The organism is Methanoculleus chikugoensis, assembly GCF_019669965.1.
Classification (GTDB): domain Archaea; phylum Halobacteriota; class Methanomicrobia; order Methanomicrobiales; family Methanoculleaceae; genus Methanoculleus; species Methanoculleus chikugoensis.
In genome coordinates, this window is record NZ_AP019781.1 from 1,009,429 (window position 1) to 1,033,111 (window position 23,683).

General features: G+C 62.8%; 23 protein-coding genes. 8 read left to right on the forward strand and 15 right to left on the reverse strand.

Translation table 11 applies throughout. The features are described 5' to 3' along the window. Positions 1-25: 25 nt before the first annotated feature. Together MchiMG62_RS05205 and MchiMG62_RS05210 are read right to left on the reverse strand one after the other, a co-directional pair. The gene (locus MchiMG62_RS05205) at positions 26-823 is read right to left on the reverse strand and encodes a class I SAM-dependent methyltransferase (RefSeq protein ID WP_221058186.1); all 798 of its coding nucleotides are present in this window, start codon (positions 821-823) and stop codon (positions 26-28) included. Positions 824-955: 132 nt separating this feature from the next. After that, complete coding sequence (locus MchiMG62_RS05210) at positions 956-1,762, reverse strand: hypothetical protein (RefSeq protein ID WP_244987811.1); 807 nt, start codon at positions 1,760-1,762, stop codon at positions 956-958. Between the two features lie 229 nt (positions 1,763-1,991). Here MchiMG62_RS05210 and MchiMG62_RS05215 point away from each other — a divergent pair, with 229 nt between their 5' ends. Beyond that, positions 1,992-2,873 carry an alpha/beta fold hydrolase gene (locus MchiMG62_RS05215; RefSeq protein ID WP_280636175.1) on the forward strand — a complete coding sequence of 294 codons (882 nt, stop codon included), beginning with the start codon at positions 1,992-1,994 and terminating at the stop codon, positions 2,871-2,873. A 23-nt stretch (positions 2,874-2,896) separates the two neighbouring features. Here the strand turns inward: MchiMG62_RS05215 and MchiMG62_RS05220 are convergent, their stop codons facing one another. Next, on the reverse strand, positions 2,897-4,090 hold the full coding sequence (locus MchiMG62_RS05220; RefSeq protein WP_221058188.1) for a M24 family metallopeptidase: 1,194 nt from the start codon (positions 4,088-4,090) through the stop codon (positions 2,897-2,899). A gap of 87 nt (positions 4,091-4,177) precedes the next feature. Here MchiMG62_RS05220 and MchiMG62_RS05225 point away from each other — a divergent pair, with 87 nt between their 5' ends. Continuing rightward, the gene (locus MchiMG62_RS05225) at positions 4,178-4,927 is read left to right on the forward strand and encodes a class I SAM-dependent methyltransferase (protein ID WP_221058189.1); all 750 of its coding nucleotides are present in this window, start codon (positions 4,178-4,180) and stop codon (positions 4,925-4,927) included. Positions 4,928-4,957: 30 nt separating this feature from the next. On the opposite strand, the gene rsgA is transcribed toward MchiMG62_RS05225, so the two are convergent. Next, positions 4,958-6,052: a ribosome small subunit-dependent GTPase A gene (rsgA, locus tag MchiMG62_RS05230; protein WP_221058190.1), complete on the reverse strand. Its 1,095-nt coding sequence runs from the start codon at positions 6,050-6,052 to the stop codon at positions 4,958-4,960. Positions 6,053-6,230: 178 nt separating this feature from the next. On the opposite strand from rsgA, the gene MchiMG62_RS05235 reads away from it, so the two are divergent. Beyond that, positions 6,231-7,037, forward strand: a complete 807-nt coding sequence (locus MchiMG62_RS05235) for a class I SAM-dependent methyltransferase (protein WP_221058191.1) — start codon at positions 6,231-6,233, stop codon at positions 7,035-7,037. Between the two features lie 193 nt (positions 7,038-7,230). On the opposite strand, the gene MchiMG62_RS05240 is transcribed toward MchiMG62_RS05235, so the two are convergent. Then, positions 7,231-8,388, reverse strand: a complete 1,158-nt coding sequence (locus MchiMG62_RS05240) for a TIGR04083 family peptide-modifying radical SAM enzyme (protein ID WP_221058192.1) — start codon at positions 8,386-8,388, stop codon at positions 7,231-7,233. Positions 8,389-8,640: 252 nt separating this feature from the next. On the opposite strand from MchiMG62_RS05240, the gene MchiMG62_RS05245 reads away from it, so the two are divergent. Beyond that, positions 8,641-9,069 carry a pyridoxamine 5'-phosphate oxidase family protein gene (locus MchiMG62_RS05245; RefSeq protein WP_221058193.1) on the forward strand — a complete coding sequence of 143 codons (429 nt, stop codon included), beginning with the start codon at positions 8,641-8,643 and terminating at the stop codon, positions 9,067-9,069. Positions 9,070-9,202: 133 nt separating this feature from the next. Here the strand turns inward: MchiMG62_RS05245 and MchiMG62_RS05250 are convergent, their stop codons facing one another. The 4 genes from MchiMG62_RS05250 to MchiMG62_RS05265 all read right to left on the reverse strand — a co-directional run bounded on the left by MchiMG62_RS05250 (position 9,203) and on the right by MchiMG62_RS05265 (position 13,082). Next, the gene (locus tag MchiMG62_RS05250) at positions 9,203-9,916 is read right to left on the reverse strand and encodes a DNA alkylation repair protein (RefSeq protein WP_221058194.1); all 714 of its coding nucleotides are present in this window, start codon (positions 9,914-9,916) and stop codon (positions 9,203-9,205) included. Between the two features lie 184 nt (positions 9,917-10,100). After that, positions 10,101-10,607 (reverse strand): GNAT family N-acetyltransferase, encoded by a 507-nt coding sequence (locus MchiMG62_RS05255; protein ID WP_221058195.1) that lies wholly within the window; start codon positions 10,605-10,607, stop codon positions 10,101-10,103. 209 nt (positions 10,608-10,816) lie between these two features. Then, the gene (locus tag MchiMG62_RS05260) at positions 10,817-11,677 is read right to left on the reverse strand and encodes a metallophosphoesterase family protein (protein ID WP_221058196.1); all 861 of its coding nucleotides are present in this window, start codon (positions 11,675-11,677) and stop codon (positions 10,817-10,819) included. Between the two features lie 97 nt (positions 11,678-11,774). Further along, complete coding sequence (locus MchiMG62_RS05265; protein ID WP_221058197.1) at positions 11,775-13,082, reverse strand: condensation domain-containing protein; 1,308 nt, start codon at positions 13,080-13,082, stop codon at positions 11,775-11,777. Positions 13,083-13,227: 145 nt separating this feature from the next. On the opposite strand from MchiMG62_RS05265, the gene MchiMG62_RS05270 reads away from it, so the two are divergent. Beyond that, the gene (locus tag MchiMG62_RS05270; protein ID WP_221058198.1) at positions 13,228-14,121 is read left to right on the forward strand and encodes an ATP-binding protein; all 894 of its coding nucleotides are present in this window, start codon (positions 13,228-13,230) and stop codon (positions 14,119-14,121) included. Here MchiMG62_RS05270 and MchiMG62_RS05275 read toward each other — a convergent pair. After that, on the reverse strand, positions 14,103-14,693 hold the full coding sequence (locus MchiMG62_RS05275) for a DNA-3-methyladenine glycosylase (RefSeq protein ID WP_221058199.1): 591 nt from the start codon (positions 14,691-14,693) through the stop codon (positions 14,103-14,105). The two genes, MchiMG62_RS05270 and MchiMG62_RS05275, sit on opposite strands and share 19 nt — an antisense overlap. A 478-nt stretch (positions 14,694-15,171) precedes the next feature. Between MchiMG62_RS05275 and MchiMG62_RS05280 the strand changes: the two genes are divergently transcribed. Further along, entirely contained in the window at positions 15,172-15,588 is a 417-nt protein-coding gene (locus tag MchiMG62_RS05280; protein ID WP_244987812.1) for a cupin domain-containing protein, read from the forward strand. Between the two features lie 66 nt (positions 15,589-15,654). Here MchiMG62_RS05280 and MchiMG62_RS05285 read toward each other — a convergent pair whose 3' ends face one another. From MchiMG62_RS05285 to MchiMG62_RS05295, 3 genes are all read right to left on the reverse strand, one after another. Next, positions 15,655-15,921, reverse strand: a complete 267-nt coding sequence (locus MchiMG62_RS05285) for a hypothetical protein (protein WP_221058200.1) — start codon at positions 15,919-15,921, stop codon at positions 15,655-15,657. A gap of 79 nt (positions 15,922-16,000) precedes the next feature. Then, the gene (locus tag MchiMG62_RS05290; RefSeq protein WP_244987813.1) at positions 16,001-17,038 is read right to left on the reverse strand and encodes an AI-2E family transporter; all 1,038 of its coding nucleotides are present in this window, start codon (positions 17,036-17,038) and stop codon (positions 16,001-16,003) included. Between the two features lie 133 nt (positions 17,039-17,171). Beyond that, complete coding sequence (locus MchiMG62_RS05295; RefSeq protein WP_221058204.1) at positions 17,172-17,330, reverse strand: hypothetical protein; 159 nt, start codon at positions 17,328-17,330, stop codon at positions 17,172-17,174. 59 nt (positions 17,331-17,389) lie between these two features. On the opposite strand from MchiMG62_RS05295, the gene MchiMG62_RS05300 reads away from it, so the two are divergent. Further along, positions 17,390-18,898, forward strand: coding sequence for a potassium/proton antiporter (locus tag MchiMG62_RS05300; RefSeq protein ID WP_221058205.1), 1,509 nt, complete (start codon positions 17,390-17,392; stop codon positions 18,896-18,898). A gap of 295 nt (positions 18,899-19,193) precedes the next feature. Further along, a complete protein-coding gene (locus MchiMG62_RS05305; RefSeq protein WP_221058207.1) occupies positions 19,194-20,705 on the forward strand; it encodes a PKD domain-containing protein in 1,512 nt (503 codons plus the stop codon). Here MchiMG62_RS05305 and MchiMG62_RS05310 read toward each other — a convergent pair. Next, entirely contained in the window at positions 20,684-20,998 is a 315-nt protein-coding gene (locus MchiMG62_RS05310; RefSeq protein ID WP_221058208.1) for a hypothetical protein, read from the reverse strand. The two genes, MchiMG62_RS05305 and MchiMG62_RS05310, sit on opposite strands and share 22 nt — an antisense overlap. Before the next feature lie 169 nt (positions 20,999-21,167). Beyond that, positions 21,168-23,666, reverse strand: coding sequence for a PAS domain S-box protein (locus MchiMG62_RS05315; protein WP_221058210.1), 2,499 nt, complete (start codon positions 23,664-23,666; stop codon positions 21,168-21,170). Positions 23,667-23,683 lie beyond the last annotated feature (17 nt).

Sequence of the window (23,683 nt, forward strand, 5' to 3'; positions counted from 1 at the left end):
GGAAGAGCTGTCTCCCTGCTGGTCGTCATCGGGTATGATCGTCATCCGGTTTCCGGAAGCAGAAGAAGTGATGGCTGCAGGAGATGATCCCGCTGTCGTTCAGGAAGTGCATCACCCTTGCCGTCAGGTCGTCGCTCGCGATACTTGCGGAGACGATCGAGGGGGCTAACTTCGATAGCAGGTCCGGCAGGTTCCAGCGCCTTACGGTGTCGCAAACGAAAACATACGACCAGTAAAGAGGGGATGCGCTTGAGACTTCGCTCTCCTTCGTCACCATGCCGCACTCCTCAAAGAGCGATCGGTACTGCTCCCCCCTCCGGAATACTGCGGCTCCGCTGAAGTCACCCTCGTGTTCCTTGAACTCCGGTTGTCTCCGTGCGACCTTCTCGATGAACGTGACATGCCCCCCGGGCCGGACCACACGGCAGATCTCGTTGACGGTGTGTGCAAGCTCGCCTTCGTCGGTGAGGTACCGGAGGACCCAGACGACGTTGACGAGGTCGAACGCACCGTTCTCGAAGGGAAGCGGCAGTTCCCTGACGGTATGGTGCTCGACGTTGCGGATGTCCGCCGTATCCGCCTCCTGCCGTGCCGTCTCCACCATCTTCTGCGAGATGTCCACCCCGATAACGCGATGTACCTGCCGGGCGAACCAGAGTGTCCACCGACCGACGCCGCACCCGTAATCGAGCACCGTAAAGTATGGCTCCAGGCCGACCGCTCTGGAGATGAGGCGTTTCTGGCTGCCGTCGATATAGATATTGTTCAGATCGTCGACGCCAATCACCGCCCTGAGCGGATGGCGGTGGTGCCGCGCGTTCAACTCGTCCCAGGCGTCGCGTTGATGATCTGAATCGTGCGTGAACTCACCCCGCTTGACTCACTCCTGAGTCTCAGGCGAGTATTTAGTGTTTTTGCTACGAGTGCGGCTCTGCGAGAGGGGGCCCGGGAAGGCTCAGTATACACCCGCGCCGGTCACGAGAACGCCTCTTACCGGATACGTGCCGTTGCACGGACCCCTGAACTCATGGCGCAGACTCTCGCGGTACGAGTTCGACTGCCAGCCGAGGATCCACCACTGGTTTGTCCCCAGGAGGTCGGCCGAGATGGTGAGGACGTTCTCGTCGGCGGCGTCAAATGAGAGGATGAATGGCACCTCGACGACGTAGCCGGAGGATCCGGGGCTCACGTAATAGTCGTCGATCAACCCGCCGGAATTGCTGAGGTTGCCGACGATCCGGTAGGGGACAAGCAGGGGTTCGACCCCTATCGGAGTTCTGGTCTCGATCTCGTGGCCCGACTCGGTGGGAGGCATAGAAACTTCCATCTCGACGAGCACCTGCGTCTCTTCCGAGTACCTGTCGGAGTATACGTGGGTCGGTTCGGGGAGTTCCGATTCGTTCTGTCCCGGCATGATCCCGATCGGCCGGATGCGGTTTTTATAGACGGGATTGAGCCGCCCGGCCGAGATGTTCAGCATGGGGACCCCGCCGACGTTCTCAATCTTTACCGATACATCACTCCTGTCGAGGTTGCTGAAACTTGCACGGGAGAGATTGACGGGCGTGACGTTTGTACCGGTATCCGAGTTGTAATAAGAAGGAAGGGGAATCAGGAGGACCGCATTGTCGAGAGGACCGGATGTCGAGAGCGTCAGGCCGTAATGATACGTCGACCTAAAACTCTCCGCCGATGATTGGGCAAGGGTTATTGCGGTCAGCGCTATGAATACGAAGAGGATCACCACGAGGATGCCTGCCATGATGAGTGCCGCCCTGGAAAAGATCGATCGATTCCCCATTATCGGTGAAGGGATCTGGAAGTTGCCGGTATTATAACCTTCTGTTTTCAAAGAGCCCGTCTATCAACCTTCCCCGGCCCGGCTGCTGGATGCCGCGAGATGCCCTCCGGCTAGCTGCAGGTCACAGGTGCGCGATCCCGCCCGGGACCGCATCATTATATAGTATGGCCGGTGTCGGGAGCCCGCAGAGATGGAGGTATCCATGTCGTATCTCACCGTCGGTAAAGAAAATTCGGGCACCATCGACCTCTACTACGAGGACCACGGTGCGGGCGAGCCGGTCGTTCTGGTCCACGGCTGGCCGCTCTCGAGCAAGTCCTGGGAGAAGCAGGTGCCGGTACTGCTCGATGCGGGCTACCGCGTCGTCGCCTACGACCGCAGGGGGTTCGGCAACTCCGCCAAACCGACCTTCGGCTACGACTACGACACCCTGGCAGAAGACCTGCACACACTCATGACGGAACTCGACCTCACCGCTGCAACGCTCGTCGGCTTCTCGATGGGCGGCGGCGAGGTCGCCCGCTACCTCGGCACCTACGGGAGCGATCGCGTGGAGAAAGCCGTCTTCATATCCGCGATCCCCCCGTTCCTCCTGAAGACGTCCGACAACCCCGAAGGCGTCGAAGGAAGCGTCTTTGACGGGATCATGGAGAGCATCGCCGCCGACCGTCCGGCGTTCCTCTCCGGGTTCTTATCGAACTTCTACAACGTCGACGTCTATGGGGGCGACCGGGTGAGCGACGAGGTCGTCCGCCTCAGCTGGAACATCGCAGCCGCCGCCTCCCCGATAGGCACGCTCGACTGCGTCTCCGCGTGGCTGACCGACTTCCGGGGCGACCTTGCGAGCATCGACGTGCCCGTCCTCGTGATCCACGGCGATGCCGACCGGATCGTGCCCTTCCCGGCCTCGGGTAAACGCATCCACGGGATGGTCAGAGAGAGTCGTCTCGTGGTGGTCGAGGGCGGGCCGCACGGGATCACCTGGACCCATGCCGGGGAGGTCAACCGGGCGTTGCTGGACTTCGTCGGGGAGAAGGCCTGGCCGATGGAACCGGTTGCCGGGCTCTCCTGAACGGGCGGGAGGGTTCCCTCCCCTCACCCCACCGGGATCAGCCCGGCGTTCTTCCCGGTGATGCACCGGCCCCCGCCGCGGGTGACCACGAAGGTGTTCTCGATCCCGACCATCCCGACGCCGCGCACCCCCTTCTTGGGTTCGAGGGCGAAGACCATCCCCTCTTCGAGCGGCTCATCGAAACCCCGCGCGATCGCGGGCGCCTCGTCCACGGCGAGGCCGATGCCGTGGCCCAGGAACTGCGCCCGCCGGTCCCCGTAGCCCATGAAGTTCTCGAGGAACGCGGGCTCCAGACCGCCGAGTATCGTCTCGTAGATCTCTGAGGGCATGACCCCCGGCCGCAACAGCGAAGCCGCCTCGTCCTGGACCTCCACGCACCGGTAATGGGCCTCCGCCGCCTCTTCGGAGACCGGTCTCCCGAAGGTATACGTCACGGTCTTGTCGGTGTGGTAGCCCTCCACCCCGCAGGCGCAGTCGACGAATACTAAATCTCCTGTCCTGAGTTTCCGGTCGTGGCTGCCGAGCACCGGGGCGCCGGGGGCCACCCCCCGGCACCCGCCCGGCCCGTCGAAACTGGTCGGGTAGAGGGAGTTCTCCCCGAAGCCGAGCTGCCCGAGGATCATCTCCGTCCCGAACCTCCCGAACCGGGCGATGCCGTGGTGCCCTTCCTTGACCATGCGGGCAAAGACCTCGCCGCCGAGCTCGGCCTCGCTCATCCCCTCCCGGAGCATAGCGGGGACGACGTCCTCGAGGACGTGCCGGTGAATCTTCCCTGCCCGCTCCATGAGAGAGAGTTCGTAAGCGCTCTTCTTCGCCCGGACCGCTGCCGCCGGGGCGTCGAGCGACCCCGTCTCCCTGAAGGGGAAGTACTTCCGGAACCGCTCGAGCAGCGCGAGGGGGACCACTTCGGTCTCCAGGTGGACCGTTCCCGGGCACGCCCCCATACCGGCGGCGGCGTCACGGAAACTCTTCATCGGCCGGATGTCGGGGAAGAGCGACTCATCCTCTGCGCGGTCGATGCTCCGGCGCACCCAGAGGACGGCCCCGGCGTTGCGGGGTATGAGAAGGACCCCGTCCTGCATCGTCCCGGTGAAGTAGAACTGATTTGTCCTCCCGAAGATCGCGGCGAACTCCCATGACGGATCATCCCTCTCCATCCGGATCCTGAAGCGCTCCATGCGGTCCCGGAGTTCGGAGGCAGGGGTCTGTTTCTCCATACGCAAGAATTGGTGGCAATGGTATTTACGATGGACGGCAACGGTCGCTTCGTGCGGGTTTATGAGGACGCACGGCGCACAGCTGTCATGGATACCCCTTTCATCTTTACCCTGCACGAGAACCTGCCCCGCCAGGGGCCGGGGAGCAACGCATGCACGCGGAAGGCTTTTTCGATGCTTACCGATCTTTCGGCCCAACCTGAGATCCTGGATATCGGGTGCGGGGCCGGGATGCAGACGGTTGAACTCGCCCGGATCTCTCCCGGCTGCCGTATCACCGCCACCGACGTCCACCAGCCCTACCTCGATCAACTTGCCGGGAGCGCGGCATCGGCGGGGGTGAGGGACCGGATCACCACGGTCCGCGCCTCGATGGACGACCTCCCGTTCCCCGACGCATCGTTCGATATCCTCTGGGCAGAGGGATCAATCTTCGTCATAGGGTTTTCGGAGGGGCTCGTCTCGTGGAGGCGGCTCCTCCGGCCGGGCGGCTACCTCTGCCTCACCGAGGCCGCCTGGTTCGTCGAGGACCCCTCGCCGGAGGCGGCGGCGTTCTGGAACGAATGCTACCCGGCGATAACAACGGTCGCGGCAAACCGCGCGATCGCCGAGGACGCCGGCTGCGAGGTCGTCGCGACCTTTCCGCTCCCGAAGTCCGCGTGGTGGGAGAATTACTATGTGCCGGTCCTCAAGCGGATAGAAGGCCTGCGGCCGGAAGTCGCCGGAAATCCCGAAGCGGAGGCTCAGATTGAGTTCGCCGAACGGGAGAGCGCCGTCTACCGGGAGCATGCCGACGAGTACGGCTACGAGTTCTTCATCCTCCGGAAGAAGGAGTGATCCGGCCGGGAGGTTAACCTCCGGCGGCCGTTACCTCCCCTTTGTCTTCCCGATATCCCTCTGGATCTTGCCGATCGCCTTCCAGCGCTTCTTCTCGAGCCGGACAAGCCCGATCTCCGCTTTCTCCTCTTCGAAGGCGAGCTCCTGCACGAGCCGCTGGAAACTCTCCAATCGTGCCGCAGGGAGGGTTCCGGCCGCGACGGCCGCCCGGACCGCACAGCCCGGCTCCTCTTCGTGCCGGCAGTCCGAGAACCTGCAGCCCTCCGCAAGTTCGAGGATCTCGGGGAACGTTTCGGCAATCCCGGCGGATGCCGTGCCGATGCCGACCTCCCGGATGCCGGGGTTGTCGATCATGAGCGCCCCGCCGGCGAGGACGAAGAGGTGGCGGACGGTCGTGGTGTGCCGGCCTTTACCGTCGTAGTCCCGGGTGTGCGCTGTCTCCTGCACCGGGCGGCCCATGAGCCGGTTGATCAGGGTGGACTTGCCGACACCCGACGAGCCGATGAGGGCGACCGTCGTTCGCGGCGCGAGGTACGGATCGAGCCGGTCTACGCCATCCCCGCTCACGGCGCTGATCGGGATGACCGGTATGCCGGGAGAGGCCGAAGCAATCTCGTCGGCAAGGGTTGCGGGGTCGTCCGCGAGGTCGGACTTGTTGATGACGATGACCGGCCGGGCCCCGGATGCGTAAGCGATCGCGAGGTAACGCTCGATCCGGCGGGCGTTGAGGTCGTGGCCGGCGGCAGTCACGATGAAGACCGTATCGATATTCGCCGCGATGACCTGATCGCCGCCTTCGCGTCCCGGTGTGCCCCGGGCAAACCTGGTCTTCTGCGGGAGAATATCGACGATCGTCGATGCTCCTGCCTCCGGCTGGTCGAGGAGTACGACAAAGTCCCCCACGGCGGGAAAGCGGCCGAGCCTCCGCAGGGCTCCGGAGATCCCGGCCGTGACCGATCCACCGTCGACGAGCACGTCCCACACGGTCTTCTGCCGGCAGACCACGCGGCCGGGGAAGTATGGGCCGGCGTACTTCGAGAAGGCTCTTTCGTGCTCTTCCGTCCAGCCGAGGTCTTCGAGCGTGTGGGGATGCTGCCGTCCGCATCGGGAAGTGGATTGGCTCATTGAAACGACCTTTCCTCTCTAAAATGTGTGGCATGCAAGGTGCCAAGTGCTTTGTGGTCGCGGTTATCGGCCGCATGCCGCAAGACCCCTTCGTAGAGTGCAAGGCGATGCCGGAAGGGATACCCGGTTACCGCAGATGCCTTAATACAGGGTTCGTGCTATAAATCCTGCAAGGAGAATGAGCGGCAGGAAGTATGTCCACGGCTACACGGAGCGGGAAGCGGAGCGGTTGAGCGATCAGGGAGAGACCCTTGCCGGGCTCCTCCACGACGACACCCGGTATCCGGCAGGCTCACGGGTGCTTGAGGCGGGGTGCGGCACCGGCGCCCAGACGGTGATCCTGGCCCGGAACAGCCCGGATGCGCGGATCACGTCGGTCGATATCTCTCAAATCTCGCTTGATGCGGCAAGTAAGCGCGTAAAGGCCGAAGGCATCACCAACGTCACGTTCGAGGAGGGGGATATCTTCGACCTCCACTACGGGCCGGGAAGTTTCGACCACATCTTCCTCTGTTTCGTCCTCGAACACCTGGCGGAGCCCCGTGGTGCGCTCGAGCGCCTCCGCCCGCTGCTCCGCGAAGGCGGCACGATCACGGTGATCGAGGGGGATCATGGCTCGGCGTACTTCCACCCCGACAGCACCCATGCCCGCCGGGCGATCGGGTGCCTCGTCGACCTCCAGCGGGAGATGGGCGGCAACGCCCTGATCGGGCGGGAACTCTACCCGCTCGTCGCCGGTGCCGGCTACCGCGACGTCTATGTCTCTCCGCGGATGGTCTACGCGGACGCCTCCCGGCCGGACCTCGCCCGCGGGTTCACGGAACTGACCTTCACCGCCATGGTCGAGGGCGTCGGGGACGAGGCGGTGAACCGGGGGATGATGAGCCGCGAGGACTGGGAACGGGGGATACGCGACCTCTACCGTACCTCCCGATCTGACGGGGTCTTCTGCTACACCTTCTTCAAGGCAACGGGGAGGAGGTAGTCTCCTACCCTTCTGGCGCCATGAGCCGGAAGAGCGCGGGGTAGACGATCGGCCTCTCCAGCCCACCGGGGCCGGACCGGAGAGGCTACCGCGATCGCTCGCGGCATACGCGACGAGGAAGACGAGGCCCGGGCCGCCCGCAACAACCGGGTTCACCCTCAAGGCCCCGGATACTATCCCGGCCCGGTCTCCTTCACTTCATGGCCATCGTCTGCAGGATCGCCATGATCCCCGGCTTTGCCCTCCGCCCGAACGGCGATCCGAACCCATCCATATCGTCATCACCTGAGCCGAACATCTCGTCGTTCAGCCGTTCAGTGATCTCGTCGAATATCCGTTTGTATGCAACGCAATGGGGATCGACCCCCTGAATCTCGCCGTTTGTGGGCGCAATCGCATTGTAGGGGCACCCGCCCCGGCAGTATTTGATATGGGAGCACTCTTTGCAGGCGCCGTCGACATACTCCTTGAATGCGTGCATGAGTTTCCAGGCGTCCGATTTGGCGAGATCGTCGCGGGTGGGCCGGTCGTAGACGTTTCCCATCACGTACTCCGGCATCCCGACGAAGCGGTAGCAGGGGTAGATGCTCCCGTCCGGCCCGAAGGCAAGGGTGCTTCCCATGCAGTCCACGAACGTGCAGACGGTGCCGTGCCGGGTGAAGATGCCCTTACAGAGGTCGTTGATGTTCATGATCTCGATCCGTCCGAGGTTCCCCAGGTAAGTGTCGAGGAGGTAGACCAGCAGTTCCCCGTACTCCTCCGGTTCGAGCGCCCACTCTTTCGGGTCGTCGCTCCTAAGCGACGGCAGTGCCGGGTGCAGTTTGAGGGGAAAGCCGCTCGCGAGGAAGAAGTCGACGATCTCCTCCTTGCGCCTGACCGACCGGCAGGTGAACGTGCAGATGAACCGGACATCAAGCCCGTTCTCCCGTGCAATCTCATAGCCCCGCATCGTCTTCTTGAAGTAGCCCATTCCACGCTGCACGTCGGTGATCTCCTCGGGGCCGTCGATGCTCGAGCCGATCGGGATACGGTATTCCGCGAGGATCTTCGCCAGTTCCGGGGTGAGCAGCCAGAGGTTGCTCTGCAGGGCGAACGTCGGTTCAAGGTGTGCGAGTTCCTCCGAGAGGATGGGGAGCGCCTGCCGGTAGAACTCCGCTCCGGCAAGAAGCGGCTCGCCACCGTGGAAGGTGATCGTGACCTGGTCGGACCGGTAGTCCTTGAGCCACGCTGCGATCTCCCGGACGGTCTCGATGCTCATCCGCGGAGACCGTTCGTCGGAACTCCAGCAGTAGTGGCATTTCGATGGACAACCGAGCGTGGGGATGATCATGACGTGGAATGGGCTCTTCATCGTACCGAGTTCTCTCTGATGATGTTAAAACCTATTCATCCGGATACCCGCAGCCCGGGTGCGCATCCGGCGTGCGGGCACGGTTTTCTCACAGAGAGCGATGACGGCTCTGGAGAACCGTCCACCCTCCGCCTTCAACCGGCAGATCCCCCGGCTCCGGCCGCAGCACGGAGAAGCAGGATCGGCCGGCCCGCGCGGCGTTCCCGGAACAATTTTCTATCCCCTCTTCGTATCGGTATACGAGGAAGAACGATGGACTTTTCCGAGTGCGTGAAGTTCGCAAACGAAAACCCCGTGACCTACATCGCGACGATGGACGGCGACCAGCCCCGGGTCCGCGCGTTTGCCATGTGGTTTGCCGATGAGACCGGGTTCTACTACCATACCGGGACCCCGAAGGCCGTCTGGCAACAGCTCACCAGAAACCCGAAGGTCGAGTTCTGCTTCTACAACCCCGAGGGTAAAGGAATGATGATGCGCATCAAGGGAGCGGTCGAGTTCCTCGATGATGCGGCCCTGAAAGAGCGGCTCGTCAAAGAGCGGTCGTGGCTCCTCCAGATCGGGGTCTCGGGCGCGGACGACCCGAAACTCGCCGTCTTCCGCGTGGCGCACGGCGAGGCGTACTTCTGGACCCTGGAACAGAATATGCGGGAGGCCGAGGCGCCGCGGGTCAGGTTCTGAGCCACCCTGCGCCTTTGCATGAAGTGAAGTACAGGGATAGCGATAGAACCTCACGCGAAGAGCGCGAAGCCGCGAAATGGCTTACAAGTATCCATCTACCTGCCTTCGCGTCCTTCGCGACTTCGCGTGAGACTTACCAGTCCTTCTTCATCGCTTCGGCCTTCAGGTTCTTCGGCATCAACTCGATGGCATACCGGAGCGCCGTCCGGGGCATGACCCTCTTGTTCGCCATGACGTAGGAGAAGACCTCGTCCGTGTGCTTCCTGCTCGCCTCCTTGAGGAGCCACCCGTAGCCTTTCTGCACCAGGTCGTCCGTATCGGTCAGGAGAAGATCGGCGATCCCGAGGGCGTCGCTGAGGAACTCCCCGCGCCTCGCCGGCACGACCAGCGAGACCGCCGCCGCCCGCCGCATCCAGCGGTTCTCCGACTGCGTCCAGCGTTTCAATTCCTCGATATGCTCGGGGTACCGGACGATGAAGTCCCCGACGGCATGGTTGCAGAGACCGTCGCAGGTGGCCCAGTTGGTGATGTAGGTCTCTATCCAGTGGCGGAAGACGGCGATGTCGCCGGATTCGTAGCGGCCGGCGAGCCGCGGAGCCCACTCGGAGACGACGAACGCCTCCTCCATCATCCCCGACGAGTAAAGTTCCTCGCAGAGGGAGAAGATCTCCTGCTTCTCGCGGGCTTTGACCTCCTTCCAGTATTTTTTTGCGATCGCGATTCCAGTTGCCGTCTTCATCCCGTAGCACCGGACCTCCTCCTTGAAGAACCGCTGGCCTTTCTCCCGGATCTCCGGGTCTGCGTGCGCCGCGAACTCCTGCCGTATCGCTTCGACGACCGTGTCCATATGCAGGTGTACGGGGGGAAGGGGGATAAGCAATACGGCATTCGTATCCCTCTGCCGCTCAATCCGTGCGCGGAGCATGCTCGACGGCGGCATGCAACCCTCGGTCGGACTCTGCTCCAGCGGCCCTGCAGGCGAATAAAAACGCGGGGTTTATCGGAAGAACATTGCTGCCGGCCGGGGGATCTCACGTCTCCGGCCGCTGAGGGGGTGCGCTCCCTCGCACCTGTTCGAGCACCGTTCGGCGGGGGTAGAACCCGAACTTTCGGTAGAACGGGAAGGCCTCCTCATTTCCTTCCGCGACCGCCACCCGGTTCTCGACCGAGCCGTTCTCGTCCAGCCACGCAAGTGCCCGGTGGACGAGTGCTGTGCCGATACCCTGCGAGCGGTAGGTCTCGTCGACGTAGAGGGACTCGATCTCCCCGATCTGATCTGCCGAGAGCGAGGTTACGCAGTACCCAACGCATCGGCCCGCTACCGGGTCGGAGGCGAGGTCGACCCGGAGGTCTCCCGCCTCTGCACACCGGACAAAGTACACCTTCCGGTTGTCGAAGGTCGTGTGCTCGAAGAAGGCCCGGAATGTCCGCGCACGGATGCGGTGGTGCTCGCAGATCCGGTTCCAGAGCGGGCGGATAACGTCGATGCCGGCGATGTCCGTGGTGTGGTACTCGATGGGGAGCGCCGTTACGGTCATACCTTCCCCCTCTTCGCCTTCGCCGGGAACCCCCGGGCGCAGGGCGCTGTTTCAACCGGACCGCGGGAGGTTCTGGCGTTCTTTATGGAGATCATGGTTGCACTGTTGAGAGCAATGTTGCCGGTATATGCATATAATGCCGGTATGTTGTGTCCTGGTGGTTGGTATCGCAACGGGCGGAGCGGATCTCCGTGGCGGTGCACCTGGCATCAACGGCGCCCCCTCTTCCCAAGATACCGCTCGATGTGCGTCTTTCTGATCCCCAGCGCAAGCAGGCGCAAAACGGCCTCCTCCCGCCCGAGCGTTGCAATCTCCCGCTTTGCCCTCCGCAGCGCCCCGACCTCCTCGCGGTAGGGGAGCGGTCCCCGCCCCTCCGTCAGGTCCCGGAGGGTGGCCGGGTCGCAGCCGTCGGCGGCAGCCCCCTCTTCCGGGCTGAGCCCGATCCGGCACGGTCCGGTAACGTACTCGATCCGCCACCCCTCCTCGCGGTCGATCACCGCATACGAGGCCGGGGAGCAGTCGAGGGCGAGATACGCCTTCCCGGCGATCACGTCCGCCATCATCCCGTAGTGGCCGGTGACGATGCACGCCGCCGGGATATCGAAGAGCCAGATCCGGTCGGCGAGAGGTGCGTGGGCGACAACAATATCGACCGCCCCTTCGGCCGAGCGGGCCATCCTCCTCTCCTTCCCGGTGGGGACGCCGAGGAAGCGGATGCCGCAGGCGGTCTCCGTCTTCCCCGAGATCTCGTGGAGATAGGGGTTCGCTTCCGCCGCATCCCGGACCCGGCCGTAGGTGCCCATCGTGTCGTCGTTGTTCCCCTCGACGACGACGCAGTGCCGACCTCCCGCCGCGATCGCGCGGAGGAGGCCGAGGAAGAGCTCCGTCTCGTCGAGCCTTGAGCGCGAACACCGGTCGTAGGCGGCGTCGCCGGCAAAGATGATGATATCCGGTTCGGTCTCCTCGATCGGCCGGAGGAACGAGCCGATCCCGACCCGGCCGCCGGCTGACCCCTTCTCCCGCGTCCCCCACGCGAGATCGCTGAACGCGAGTATTCTCGTTCGCGGCATGACCCGGGGTTGGGCGTCGAAGGTGATAGGTCTCGCGATCGGTTCTGGCCGCACCGCTCACACGTCCCCGGCGCGTCTCAATGTCGCGCACTCCTCCTCACGGAAGATACCCGTCCACGTACTCGAGGAACCGCTCCACGACGGCCGTCGAGTAGGGTCCTTCCTCGTAGGCCGTCGCGAGGGTCAGGCGGTCGCGGAAGGTGGAGGCGATCATCAAAAACCCGTACGGCCAGCAGACGCAGGGGAGGTACTGGATCTCCCGGAGATCGAGCATCCTGCTGTCCTTCCCCGGGACCGGGAGATAATCGCCGGGATTGAAGATGCCGAGGTTCGAGAAAACCGGGTTTTTGTGGCCGGACGCCTCATACCGGTCAATCATCCCGTCGAAGAACGTCCGCACCGCCGGCATCCCGCCCGCCATGATCTCCTCGTAGAAGAGGATGGCCGCGAGGCCGAGGCTGCCCGCCTTGCGGCGGGCCGTTATCGCCGCCACTCGGCCGACGATCTCCTCCAGCCGCGCCCCCTCCCCGGCGGCGAGGGTGATCTCGTAGGCGATGGAGAGGTTCGTGAGCGGAGAGTCCTCGTAGAGGCCGGGATACCTCCTCCGCAGATCGGCCGAGGTCAGAAACGACCGTGGTTCCTCCCGGTCCGAGGGGTCGTCCCGGATCTTCTGGAACGCAAGGAAGAACGCACCGATGAGGACGTCGTTCACCGTAGCCCCGTGCTCTCTCCCGAACGCCTTTATGCGCCCGAGCCGTTCCGGCGCGAGCGTCCGACGGGCGATCCGGGCTGTCCCCCTCCCGGTCCGCTCCACCGGGAAGCGCCACCGGTCGACGAAGGGCCCCTCCTCCGCGAGCGCCTGCTGCCGCTCACCCTCTGAGTAGAGCGCAAGGATCCTGTCCGTGCTCCGCTCGTAAGGAGCGCGGGACGGCGGCCGGAAACCGGGGTCGTCCACGATCCCCCGGTAGACGGCAAAGAGGTCCCGGGCAAGGGTGAGGGCGCCGGTGGCGTCGCAGAAGCCGTGGTGGCAGGTGACGGCCACGATATCGCCCTCCTCTCTCCGGTAGAGGCCGACCCGCACCTGCGGCCCGGAGCGGACGTCGAGGGGCGGCGGGGGCGGCGTGAGAGGCTCGTCGTCGCCGGCCGGGAAGAGGACGAACGCTCCTTCCCGGAGTTCCTCCGGGATCTCCTCCCAGACCGGCCGGCCGTCAACCTCCACATAACGCGAGCGGAGGTAGGGATCGGACGCGATCAATCTTACCGTCGCCGTCCTCATGGCCCCGACGTCGATTTCGCCGTCGAGGGTGAAGACAACGTGCATGGTCGGATCGTAGATGCGCTCGAAGTAGACGTTGAAGAGATCAAATGCGGGTGCGGGATGGCGGGCCGGCATCACTTCATACATATCCCTTTCACGAATAACTGCCTTGTGTTCCCCTTGATACCTACAACCACTACCCCGGCACTGCATAGGATTCTCGGAGTCACCGGGCTGCAAACGTTTTTGGGTGCGAACCTGTTAGATGATCTATCGGACGGAGGAGTCCCGGATGAAGAGGAAGATCATCGATATCGACGAGGAGAAGTGCACGGGGTGCGGGCTCTGCATACCTGACTGCCCGGAGGGAGCGCTTCAGATCATCGACGGGAAGGCAAGGCTCGTGAGCGACCTCTTCTGCGACGGGCTCGGCGCCTGCATCGGGACGTGCCCGGAGGGGGCGATCTCCGTCATCGAGCGGGAGGCCGGACCCTACGACGAGAAGGCCGTGATGGCGAAGATTGTCCCGCAGGGGATGGGTGTCATCAAGGCGCACCTCGAGCACCTCCTCGGCCACGGGGAGGAGGGCCTCTACCGCCAGGCGATTGAGTACCTGGACGAACACGGTATCCCGATCCCCCCGCATGAGACCGGGGCGGCTCGTGCCGGCCCTGCTCCCGCAGCCCCGGCAGCGTGCCCGGGTACCATGGCAAGGAGCATCCCGGAGAGAGAGGCCGCGGAGACAGGGCGTGCCGCCCGGTTCGGGTCGGCGTTGCGGCAGTGGCCGGTCCAGCTGACGCTCGTCAATCCCGCTGCGCCCTACTTTGATGACGCCGACCTCCTCGTCTCCGGAGACTGCGTCCCCTTCGCCTACCCGGAATTTCACCGGGACTTCCTGCAGGGGAAGATCCTGATCATCTTCTGCCCGAAACTGGATGCGGATATTGAAGGGTACGTCACAAAACTCGCCGAGATCTTCTCACGGCACACGATCCGGTCGATCACTGTCCTGCACATGGAGGTGCCCTGCTGCGGCGGGGTACGCTACGTCGTGGACGAGGCCCTGAAACGTGCGAAGAAGGAGATCCCGGTGGCCGAACAGACCATAACGCTGCAGGGCGAGGCAGTGGAGGGGAGCATGGTCCGGCCCCGGGGCCCCGGCGTGGGTCACTGCCGCGATATGTAACGGCTCCCGTTGCGGTAGAACCGGAGGGGGAGGTCCGCCGCCTTCGTGATCCCGATCCGGGTCGTCTGCACGATCTCCCCGTCCGCTCCCTCCGGCCGGCGGTCGGAGAGGCTCTCGGGCGACCAGATCTGCAGGGGACCCCCGGAGAGGGAGGTTCCGTCGAGATCCATTGTGATCCCGAGCGCCTGCGTCAGTTTGCCCGGTCCGCTCGCGAGCGCGAGCGGATCGTCCGTTCCCCGCCGCGCCTGCATGAACTCGATCCCGCCGGCCGGCTCGAGCGCCCGGACGAGGACCGCCTCCCCCGTCCCCTCAGGGCCGGTCACGACGTTGACGCAGGTATGCAGGCCGTAGATCCGGTAGACGTAGGCGTGGCCCGCTGGCCCGAACATCGCCCGGTTCCGTGGCGTCTCTCCACGGTACGAGTGGGCCGCCGGATCGTCCCGGAGATATGCCTCGACCTCGACGATCCATCCCATCGTCGCTGTCTCGTTCCGGTGCACAAGCAGGCACCCCAGCAGGTCTTTTGCGACGGCCACGGTATCGCGTTCGTAGAATGAAGGTGGAAGGATCATGGTGATCTCCGGTCGTATTCCCCTTGAAAGGTCTCCTCCACCTGCCCATCAAGGTTCCGGGCGGAGGCGAACCGGCCTTCGCTTCGCACCTGCGGTGCTTTTGCGGCCGCATGGAGAGTCGGTAGTATGGAGGAGGAGGTATGAACAACCATATATGGGCTGTTGTCGTGGTGCCGGTGCTCTCCCTCGTGGGAGCAGCCCGGGCTCGGATGGAGGAGATCGTCGCGCCGTCGATAAATCCGACTATGAACCGGACTGTTATGGGTAATCCGCCACCGCGTCGCCATGATCACCCCGAGGGAGAATCCCGGGATCCGTGCTGTTGAATTATGTTTTGACTGCATAGACGGCTTAAATTACCCAATGTAGCCATCACCGGTTTTATTCCGTCTTCGAGAGACCTGAAACGGCCTAATGTTAAATACCAGTGACGGCATAATGGAATATTGTTACCACCCACAACAACAAACCTGCTTACATGGAGGTTCTGGATATGAAGAAAGGATTTGCAATCGATATCGAGACTGAAACCGTAAAGAACACCGAATTCCGCAGGGTTCTCTATACGAGCAACTTCAGCCAGCTCGTGCTGATGTGCCTGAAGCCCGGCGAGGAGATCGGCGAGGAGGTTCACGACGACGTCGACCAGTTCTTCCGGTTCGAAGAAGGGGAGGGGAAGGTCGTCATCGACAACACCGAGTACAAGGTGAAGGACGGCAGCGCCGTGGTCGTGCCGAACAGCGCAAAGCACAACGTGATCAACACCTCAAAGACCGCCGACCTCAAACTCTACACGATCTACTCCCCGCCGGAGCACCGGGACAAGGTCGTGCACAAGACCCGCAAAGAGGCCATGGCGGACGACGAGCACTTCGACGGGAAGACGACCGAGTGATCCTTTCCGGATCGCTCTAAAATCAGATCACTTTTTTTTGTAGTTACGGTAAGTGCCGAGCCATCCTCAGTCCCGCTCGATCTCGCCGCCTGCCTCCCTGATTGTCGTCTCGATCCGTTCCAGCAGATCGGGGTCGTGGATGGCGAAGTCGAGCATCGGGAATCTGGCCACGAGGGGGATGGGCTTGAAGATCGCAAGCGGTGGTGTTCCGTCTTTTTCCGGGCTCTCGCCCGGGGCGATGACGGAGGTCGTCCCATCCGCCCAGACGGCGAGGTTCCCGTAGCCCTGTGCGTCCCAGATCGCTTTGATGATTGCACGTGTGTGTAGTAGCATGCTCACTCCTCAGGAGAGGAGGGCGCGAAGAGGGTATCAACCTTCCCCGTGGCGGCGGAAAAAAATCGGGTCTGCCGGTTTACCTCGCCGGTGGCACGTCGGTTTCCCGCGTCTCCGCCGGAAGAGCCGGCTCTCCCGTAAAGAGGTGGTCGACACCGAGGATCGTGTTCACCCAGGCCCAGTCCTCGCTCGATTGAGCGACCATAAGGACGATGAGGGTGAGCGGGACGGCGAAGATCATCCCGGCAACACCGAGCGCCCATCCCCAGAAGATGACCGAGAGGACGACCACGAGGGCGGGGATCTCGAAGCGCCTCGATGCGAAGTGCGCGAAGATCGGGTTCTCCACGAGCGCGTTCAGGATCGCGACGACCACGATCACCGCGATCGCGCCCCCTATCCCGAACTGCAGCCAGGCAAAGAAGATCGCCGGGAGTGCCGCGATGACCAGCCCGATGTAGGGAATGTACGAGAGCAGAAACGTCAGCACCCCCCAGAGGACGGCCGCGTGCACCCCCATGACCCAGAGGAACGTGCCGAAGAGGAAGCCGTGAATGAGGTTTACCTCGGTCCTGACGATGACGAAGTTGACCAGGAACCTGCTCATGCGGGAGAACGACTCGACGGCCTCGTCGTTCTTCATCACCTTCCTCACCCGTTCGGGCATCCGCGGCGCCTCAAAGAGCATAAAGATCGTCGTCACCGCTATGAAGAAGAGGTAGAGCAGGAGATCCGCGATACTGATAGCCGATGAGGAGAGAAATCCCACGAATCCCTGCAGGTTTACCGAAGACGGTGAGAGCGAACCCGTTTCAATTCCGTATCTATCCAGAAGAGTAAGGATCTCCGATAGCCTGACGGTCAACTCCCGCTGGTAGAGGGGGAGATCTGCGATCAACGTCTCGAACGAGAAGAAGACGAGATAGCAGATCAGCAGGACGGCAAAGCCGGCGACGACGGTGACCACGCCGACGGCGACGACCTCAGGTAGTCCCCTCGATCGAAGAGCTTTCGTTGGGGGGTACACGATCATGGCGAGGATCACCGATACGGCGATGATGGTGACGATGTATCCGATCGCCTCTATCCCGATGATAAGGAACACCAATGCCGTCAACAGGAGTATGGTGCTCACGCGCCTTGGAAAAACCGGGGTTTCTGTCATCCTGAGTGAGATGTTCTTACGGATACTATATCAACCCCGCGATACACCTTGGAACCGACGAGACCGACGGATCAGACCCACCCGCTCATCCTCCGCCGTCGCCCGAGAGCGCGAGTGCCGCTCTGCCCGTGAACGCCGGCACGCCCGGCCCCCTTGCTTGATCGTCGACGGGCTTTGGGGTTGTGCCGGGTGCCGATGCTCGCGAAACGGTCGGCGACGGGAAGGTATCCACCCGAAGGGTCATCCGATCGAAAGAGTGAGTAGGCAATTTTAAAGCACCGTACGCGCGAATACTATCCACAGATGGTCGTCACCCTCGAACTCGTATTTATCGGTATAGCGGTGCTTTTTCTGATAAGCATCGTTGCAAATAAGTTCTCGGAGAGACTCGGCGTTCCTGCTCTCCTCATCTTCCTCGTCGTCGGGATGCTGGCGGGCTCGGAGGGGCCGGGCGGCATCCCGTTTGACGACCCGACGATTGCGCAGCTCATCGGGATTATAGCACTTGCATATATCCTCTTCTCAGGCGGTCTCGACACCCGGTGGGAAGAGATCCAGCCTGTGCTCTGGCCGGGGATCGCCCTCTCGACGATCGGCGTTGTCCTGACCGCAGTCCTGCTCGGCGCATTCGCCGTCCTGGTCCTTGGTTTCTCTCCGCTCACGGGCCTTCTCCTCGGTGCGGTCGTCTCGTCCACCGATGCAGCAGCGGTCTTCTCGATCCTGCGAACGGCACGGGCCCGCCTGAAGGGAAACCTGCGGCCGTTCCTCGAGTTTGAGTCGGGGAGCAACGATCCCATGGCGGTCCTGCTCACCACCGGCATCATCGGCCTGATCCTTACCCCGGGTTCGTCGATCTTCGATCTCGTCCCGACGTTCGCGCAGCAGATGGCGGTCGGCGGCCTCATGGGTTACGGGCTCGGCAGGTTCACGGTCTGGTTCATCAACCGTATCAAACTGGAGACCGAGGGGTTGTACCCGGTGCTCACCCTCGCGATGGTGCTGCTGGTCTACGGGCTGACTGCCACCGTCGGCGGAAACGGGTTCATCGCGGTCTACCTCGCCGGTCTTATCATTGGTAACAGTGTCGTCGTTCACAAAAAGAGCCTGATCCGGTTCTATGACGGGATCGCGTGGTTGATGCAGATCGTGATGTTCCTTGCGCTCGGGCTCCTCGTCTTCCCCTCGCAGCTTGCATCGGCGTTCGTCCCCGGACTTCTCGCCGCTCTCTTCCTGATCCTGATTGCACGGCCGGTCGCCGTCCTGCTCACGCTGCTCCCCTGGAAGATGCCGATGAACGAGAAGGCCCTGGTGTCGTGGGTGGGGCTCCGGGGCGCTGTCCCGATCATCCTCGCGACCTATCCCCTCGTCGCAGGGGTGCCGGACGCAGACGTTATCTTTAATGTCGTCTTCTTCATCGTCATCTTCTCGGCGCTCGTGCACGGGACTTCGATCCCCTCCGTCGCCCGGTGGCTCGGTCTCGCCGCCCCGCTCGAGGAGACGGGCAAACTCTCCCGTGAGTTCGACGTGGACCCCGATACCCCGAGCGAGCTGCTCGAACTGGTCATCCCCCCCGACGCTTCGGCGGTGGGCAAGCAGGTCGTCGACCTCGGGTTGCCGAAGGGCACACTCATCATCCTGATGCAGAAGGGGGACGAACGCTTTGTCCCGGTCGGCAGCACGGTCATCGGGGCCAAAGATACACTCCTCCTCCTGACGACGGACGAGATGACGGACGCCGTCCGCACCAGGCTTCTCTGCAGAGATGAACCGGAGAACCCCCCGGGCTCCGATGCACTGGGTGGGGGAGCGTAAACGCCGCCCGGAACCGGACAGAAACCCTTTGCCGGCATTGCACCCGTTCTGTGGCGGGATCTTTGAGAGGGCTGAGATGGGGCGAGGTTATCGCCGTAATCCCGCGAGGGTATCCCCGGAGAGATCCGGCCGGTTCCGGCTTTGAGTTGCCCGTGATCTCCGCCGGGATCCGCCCGGGTGCAACCGGATATATTCCACATTTATAATAATATTTATATATTATATGGGATTTACTCGTCCCGGGGATTGTATGAGAAAACCCCGAGTACCTGTAACGTATCTGATAGTGTTCATTGTGGCGGTCATCTCGATTGTCGTGGTCGCCACCGCAGCTCCTCAGTCCGGCACCTTCACGAGCGGCGAACCGGGCATGCCCGGTATCACCAGAGCGCTTGAAGTTTACCCGAATAACCTCTCACATGCGGATATATCCGGCAATCGGATCGTCTATAGCGACTATAGAGACGGAAACTGGGACATCTTCCTCTTCAACCACACTTCGGGCAGGGAGTACCGGCTCACGAACGACTCCTACGACCAGATGAACCCCACGATCTCCTGCGACCTCGTCGCCTGGTATGACAACTCGACCGGGGCGTGGGATCTCGTTCTCCTCAAACTCCACGGTGACGGTGCAGCCTACCCGGTCTGCACGCGCCCCGACCAGGGGCGGCCGGGCTGCCCTGCGGGAGTGGTCTGTTTCCCGGCCACCACGACGACCACCACGCCGACACCCGGACCCGGGCCCGGCAACTGCTCCTGCACGGCGAACTTCACCTGGAGCCCCGAGAGTCCTGCCGTCAACGCCACGGTTAACTTCACCGGGAAGGCCACGGTCGACGGCGACTGCGGGATCGATGCGTGGGCCTGGAGTTTCGGCGACGGTGCAACCGGCAGCGGCCAGGACGTCACCCACAACTACTCGTCTGAAGGCACCTACACGGTCAGGCTGAACGTGACTCTCGATGACGGCACGGTGTGCAAGGCATCCGGGAACGTCACGGTTACACCGCCTCCCTCGGAGAACTGCTCCTGCACGGCGGACTTCACCTGGAGCCCGGAGAACCCTGTCGCCAACGAGACGGTCGACTTCACCGACCGGACATCGGTTGCCGGGGACTGCGCCATCCAGGCATGGGCGTGGGACTTCGGCGACGGGGCGACCGGTGAAGGCGGAACCGCGAGCCACACCTACGCCACGGCAGGAACCTACACAGTCAGGCTGAACGTGACCCTCGACGATGGCACGGCGTGCAACACCTCGAGTGACATCACCGTCTCGCCGCCGCCGGAGGAGAACTGCTCCTGCACGGCAAGCATCGCGAAAGACCGCGACCAGATCGAACCGGAGCAGCCGGTTGCCTTTACGGGTTCGGCTGCGGTCGACGGGGACTGTTCGGTGACCGGCTGGGCGTGGGACTTCGGCGACGGAGCGACCGGTGAAGGCGAGACCGCGAGCCACGCCTACGCCGCGGCGGGAACCTACACGGTTACGCTGGTCGCAACCCTCGACGACGGCAACACCTGCCGGGCAACGACGGACGTGACGGTGACCGCTCCGCCGGAGCCCTGCTCCTGCTCGGCAAGCATCACGACAAGCGGGAACTCGTTCCACGGCGAGGCTGATATCCAGAGCGACTGCTCCGTGACCTCCTGGTCATGGGACTTCGGTGACGGAGCGACCGGCAGCGGCCAGGACGTCACCCACGACTACACGGCGGAAGGGACCTATACGGTCACGCTGACCGTGACGCTCGATGACGGGAACACCTGCCAGGCGACAACTCAGGCCTTCGTAGTCTTCTGACGCGTCGGAGAAAAGAGGCGGGGAAGTGAAATCCCCGCCCTCTCTTCTTGATACGGAGGAGGAGGCCACGCCCCGGCGACCGTAGTCCTGGAGGTCTCTTCTTCGAGGTTGTCGGCGCGAACCTCGTCCCGGCTCAAGATGGCAAGGGCGATGACAGCGAGCGAGAGCACAAAGACTGCGGCGAAGACAAGGTCGAACCCTGTGGCAAGCACGTCTCTCCTGATCTCCGCCAGGGACGACATCGTGACGCGGCGGTGAGACGCGACCGTGAGCATCGCCTGGACGAAAAGCATGCCGATGAAGGAGAGGCCGAGGGTGATCGGGCCGGTGGCCCCACGGGATGAGACTCGAGACCATGAGCAGGGTATACTGCTGCCGCGAGGCGTTGCCGGCCGACTGATGATACAGGATGTGCTTGCTGTTTAATACATTTTGGAAAGAGTCTGACGGAAACACCCCGATTCACAAACCGGAATCCCGATCCCGGTTTGCCGGTTTGAGCGTGAACCTGAATGCCGCCCCTTCCTCCGGGCGGCCGGGTACGCGGTCATCGATCCAGATTTGCCCACCGTAGCGCTCGATGAGCGTTCTGCAGATGAAGAGCCCGAGACCGTCGCCCCTCCCCCGGGCTTTCCCCCGCTCGAACCGGTGGAAGAGTTTTTCCTTCATGTCGTCGGGCACGCCGGGCCCGTTGTCCTCGACCGTCACCAGCACCTCGCCGTCCCGCTCCTCCGCCCGGACGACGATCTCCACGCCCGAGCCGCCGAACTTGACGCTGTTGCCGATGAGATTCATGAAGACCGTGGAGAGAAGGTTGTCCGCCAGAACATCGAGCGACGGAACCTCCCGGCGTATCGATGCGCCGCGGAAGTTTCCGGCCTCCTCACCGACGACCATGCTGAGGTCGACCGGCGCAAACCCGGTCGAACGGGTGTGAATGCGCCTGATCGTCGAGACGTTCATGAGGATCTCGGTGCTCCGTGCGATGCTGTCGTGAAGTTTTTGCGCGTAGGCCTTCTCGGCCCCCTCGAGCAGATCGAGCATGAGGCCGGCGTAGATACCGGAGACGTTGTTCGCATTCCTGATGTCGTGTGTCATGATGTCAAGGTAGAGGTTCGCTTCCCGGTGCGCCTCCTCGAGACTGGCGATCAGCCGGTTCCGCTCCTCCTCGGCGTGTTTTCGGTCGGTGATATCGCGTGCATTGACGATGAACCCCCGGGCGCTCCCCTCCCGGAGCAGGCTCGCACCGGTAACTTCGAGGTATATCCACCGCCCTGCGGAGTCCCTGACCCTGACCTCGAAGGTGATTATCGCTGATGGCTGAACCATTCTGGTTCTCATCGCCTCCAGCACTGTAGGCATATCATCAGGATGCGTAAGGTCGAGTGCATTCATTCCTATGAGATCTTCGGGGTCGTAATTTCCAATCCGCTTCACTGAGGGGCTCGCATAGGTGATACACCCATTTATATCGAGAAGGAGGATGATATCGGACGCGTTCTCGATGAGAGAGCGGAAGTGCTCCTCGCTCTCCTGCAGAGCCCGGTTGAGAAGCGCCAGCTCTTCGGTCTTCTCCTGCAACTGCTCGGCGGTGCACTGCAGTTCTTCGTTCTGGACCTCCATCTCTTCGGCCGACTGCTGCAACTGTTCCAGAAGCCTCTGCTTCTGTGCTTCTGCCTGCTTCAGTTCCGTAATCTCCGTTCCGACGGCGATGACTCCGGTGCTCTCTCCCTGTATATTCCGGAGAGGCGTCTTCGTCGAGTAGTAGATCCGGTCGCCGACCCCTTCCTCGAAGGTCTCGATGTTCCCGGTCTCCATAACGCGCTGTCCGTGGGCTACGATGGGCCCTCCGACCTCCGGCCCGAGGAGTTCGGCCTTCGATTTCCCGAGCACTTCGGACTGCGTTCTGCCGATTATCCGGAGCACGGCAGGGTTGCACATCACGAGACGGCTCCGGCGATCGGTGACGTAGATGGGTGCCGGCGTATTCTCGCAGATGGCGCTGAGGATGGCGTTGGCCTTCGCGAGCTCGTCCGTACGTTCGACTACGCGCTCCTCAAGCGTCTCGTTCAGCCTTCGCAGCGCCTCCTCGGCACGCTTGCGTTTGGTGATGTCGATCCCGACCTCCAGGATGCGGAGGGAGCCGTCCGCGTCGGTGAAGGGGAAGTCGGAGATATCGTAATCGTGACCGTCAGGGCCGGTCCACTCCCAGTGGTGGGGCGCTCCCGTCTTCATGACGTTGTACGACTCGCAGTTTTCGCAGGGCTCCGATCGCGAGAAGAGGTACTCGTAGCAGCGCCGGTCACCGCATTCACCGAACCGCTCCCGGAAGAAGCGGTTGGCGAAGGGTACGCGATAGTCCGGCGAGAGGAGTATCACGTATACCGGCAGCATCTCGAGGACGTCGTAGAGCCGTTTGTGCTCGGCCTTCGCCGCCTCTTCGGCCCGGATGCGTTCGGCGATCTCGGCCTGCAACGCTTTGTTCGCCTCCCGGAGTTCGAGGGTGCGGTCCCGCACACGCATCTCGAGTTCGTCGTGCGCTCTCTGCAGCGCCTCCTCGGCCTGTTTGCGCTCGGTGATGTCCTGGCCCTGCGCGATGACCGAGGAGACCGTCTTCTGGTCGTTCTCGTATACGGCGGCGGAGTTCCAGAGGACCGTCCTGATCCTGCCGTCCGCCGTGAGTATGGGGATCTCGACGGTCTCCCATCGCTCCCCTGCCGTCGTCTTCCGAATGAGATCCATCAGTTCTTCCCGCCGGGTTTCGGGAAAGAGGATCTCCGGCGACCGACCGATGACCTCGCTCGCGGTCCGCCCCGTCAGCCGTTCGAAGGCATTGTTGAACCGCGTTATCCTGAGACTCGCATCCCAGACGATGATGGGGGCGTTGGCGTATGTTATCAGGTTCTCCAGATATTGGGTTGTTTCAGATCCTTTCTCGGGTGATTCGTGATCGTGTATCAAAATTCGATCCTCCTTCA

Coding starts and splice junctions, on each gene's coding strand:
- MchiMG62_RS05295 (WP_221058204.1), bottom strand. CDS start 17,330: ATGACCCTTCGGGTGGATACCTTCCCGTCGCCGACCGTTTCGCGAGCA.
- MchiMG62_RS05250 (WP_221058194.1), bottom strand. CDS start 9,916: ATGGACACGGTCGTCGAAGCGATACGGCAGGAGTTCGCGGCGCACGCA.
- MchiMG62_RS05220 (WP_221058188.1), bottom strand. CDS start 4,090: ATGGAGAAACAGACCCCTGCCTCCGAACTCCGGGACCGCATGGAGCGC.
- MchiMG62_RS05310 (WP_221058208.1), bottom strand. CDS start 20,998: ATGCTTTTCGTCCAGGCGATGCTCACGGTCGCGTCTCACCGCCGCGTC.
- rsgA (WP_221058190.1), bottom strand. CDS start 6,052: ATGAGCCAATCCACTTCCCGATGCGGACGGCAGCATCCCCACACGCTC.
- MchiMG62_RS05300 (WP_221058205.1), top strand. CDS start 17,390: ATGGTCGTCACCCTCGAACTCGTATTTATCGGTATAGCGGTGCTTTTT.
- MchiMG62_RS05210 (WP_244987811.1), bottom strand. CDS start 1,762: ATGGCAGGCATCCTCGTGGTGATCCTCTTCGTATTCATAGCGCTGACC.
- MchiMG62_RS05275 (WP_221058199.1), bottom strand. CDS start 14,693: ATGATCCTTCCACCTTCATTCTACGAACGCGATACCGTGGCCGTCGCA.
- MchiMG62_RS05255 (WP_221058195.1), bottom strand. CDS start 10,607: ATGACCGTAACGGCGCTCCCCATCGAGTACCACACCACGGACATCGCC.
- MchiMG62_RS05265 (WP_221058197.1), bottom strand. CDS start 13,082: ATGTATGAAGTGATGCCGGCCCGCCATCCCGCACCCGCATTTGATCTC.
- MchiMG62_RS05215 (WP_280636175.1), top strand. CDS start 1,992: ATGGAGGTATCCATGTCGTATCTCACCGTCGGTAAAGAAAATTCGGGC.
- MchiMG62_RS05260 (WP_221058196.1), bottom strand. CDS start 11,677: ATGCCGCGAACGAGAATACTCGCGTTCAGCGATCTCGCGTGGGGGACG.
- MchiMG62_RS05270 (WP_221058198.1), top strand. CDS start 13,228: ATGAAGAGGAAGATCATCGATATCGACGAGGAGAAGTGCACGGGGTGC.
- MchiMG62_RS05240 (WP_221058192.1), bottom strand. CDS start 8,388: ATGAAGAGCCCATTCCACGTCATGATCATCCCCACGCTCGGTTGTCCA.
- MchiMG62_RS05225 (WP_221058189.1), top strand. CDS start 4,178: ATGGATACCCCTTTCATCTTTACCCTGCACGAGAACCTGCCCCGCCAG.
- MchiMG62_RS05280 (WP_244987812.1), top strand. CDS start 15,172: ATGGAGGTTCTGGATATGAAGAAAGGATTTGCAATCGATATCGAGACT.
- MchiMG62_RS05245 (WP_221058193.1), top strand. CDS start 8,641: ATGGACTTTTCCGAGTGCGTGAAGTTCGCAAACGAAAACCCCGTGACC.
- MchiMG62_RS05235 (WP_221058191.1), top strand. CDS start 6,231: ATGAGCGGCAGGAAGTATGTCCACGGCTACACGGAGCGGGAAGCGGAG.
- MchiMG62_RS05285 (WP_221058200.1), bottom strand. CDS start 15,921: ATGCTACTACACACACGTGCAATCATCAAAGCGATCTGGGACGCACAG.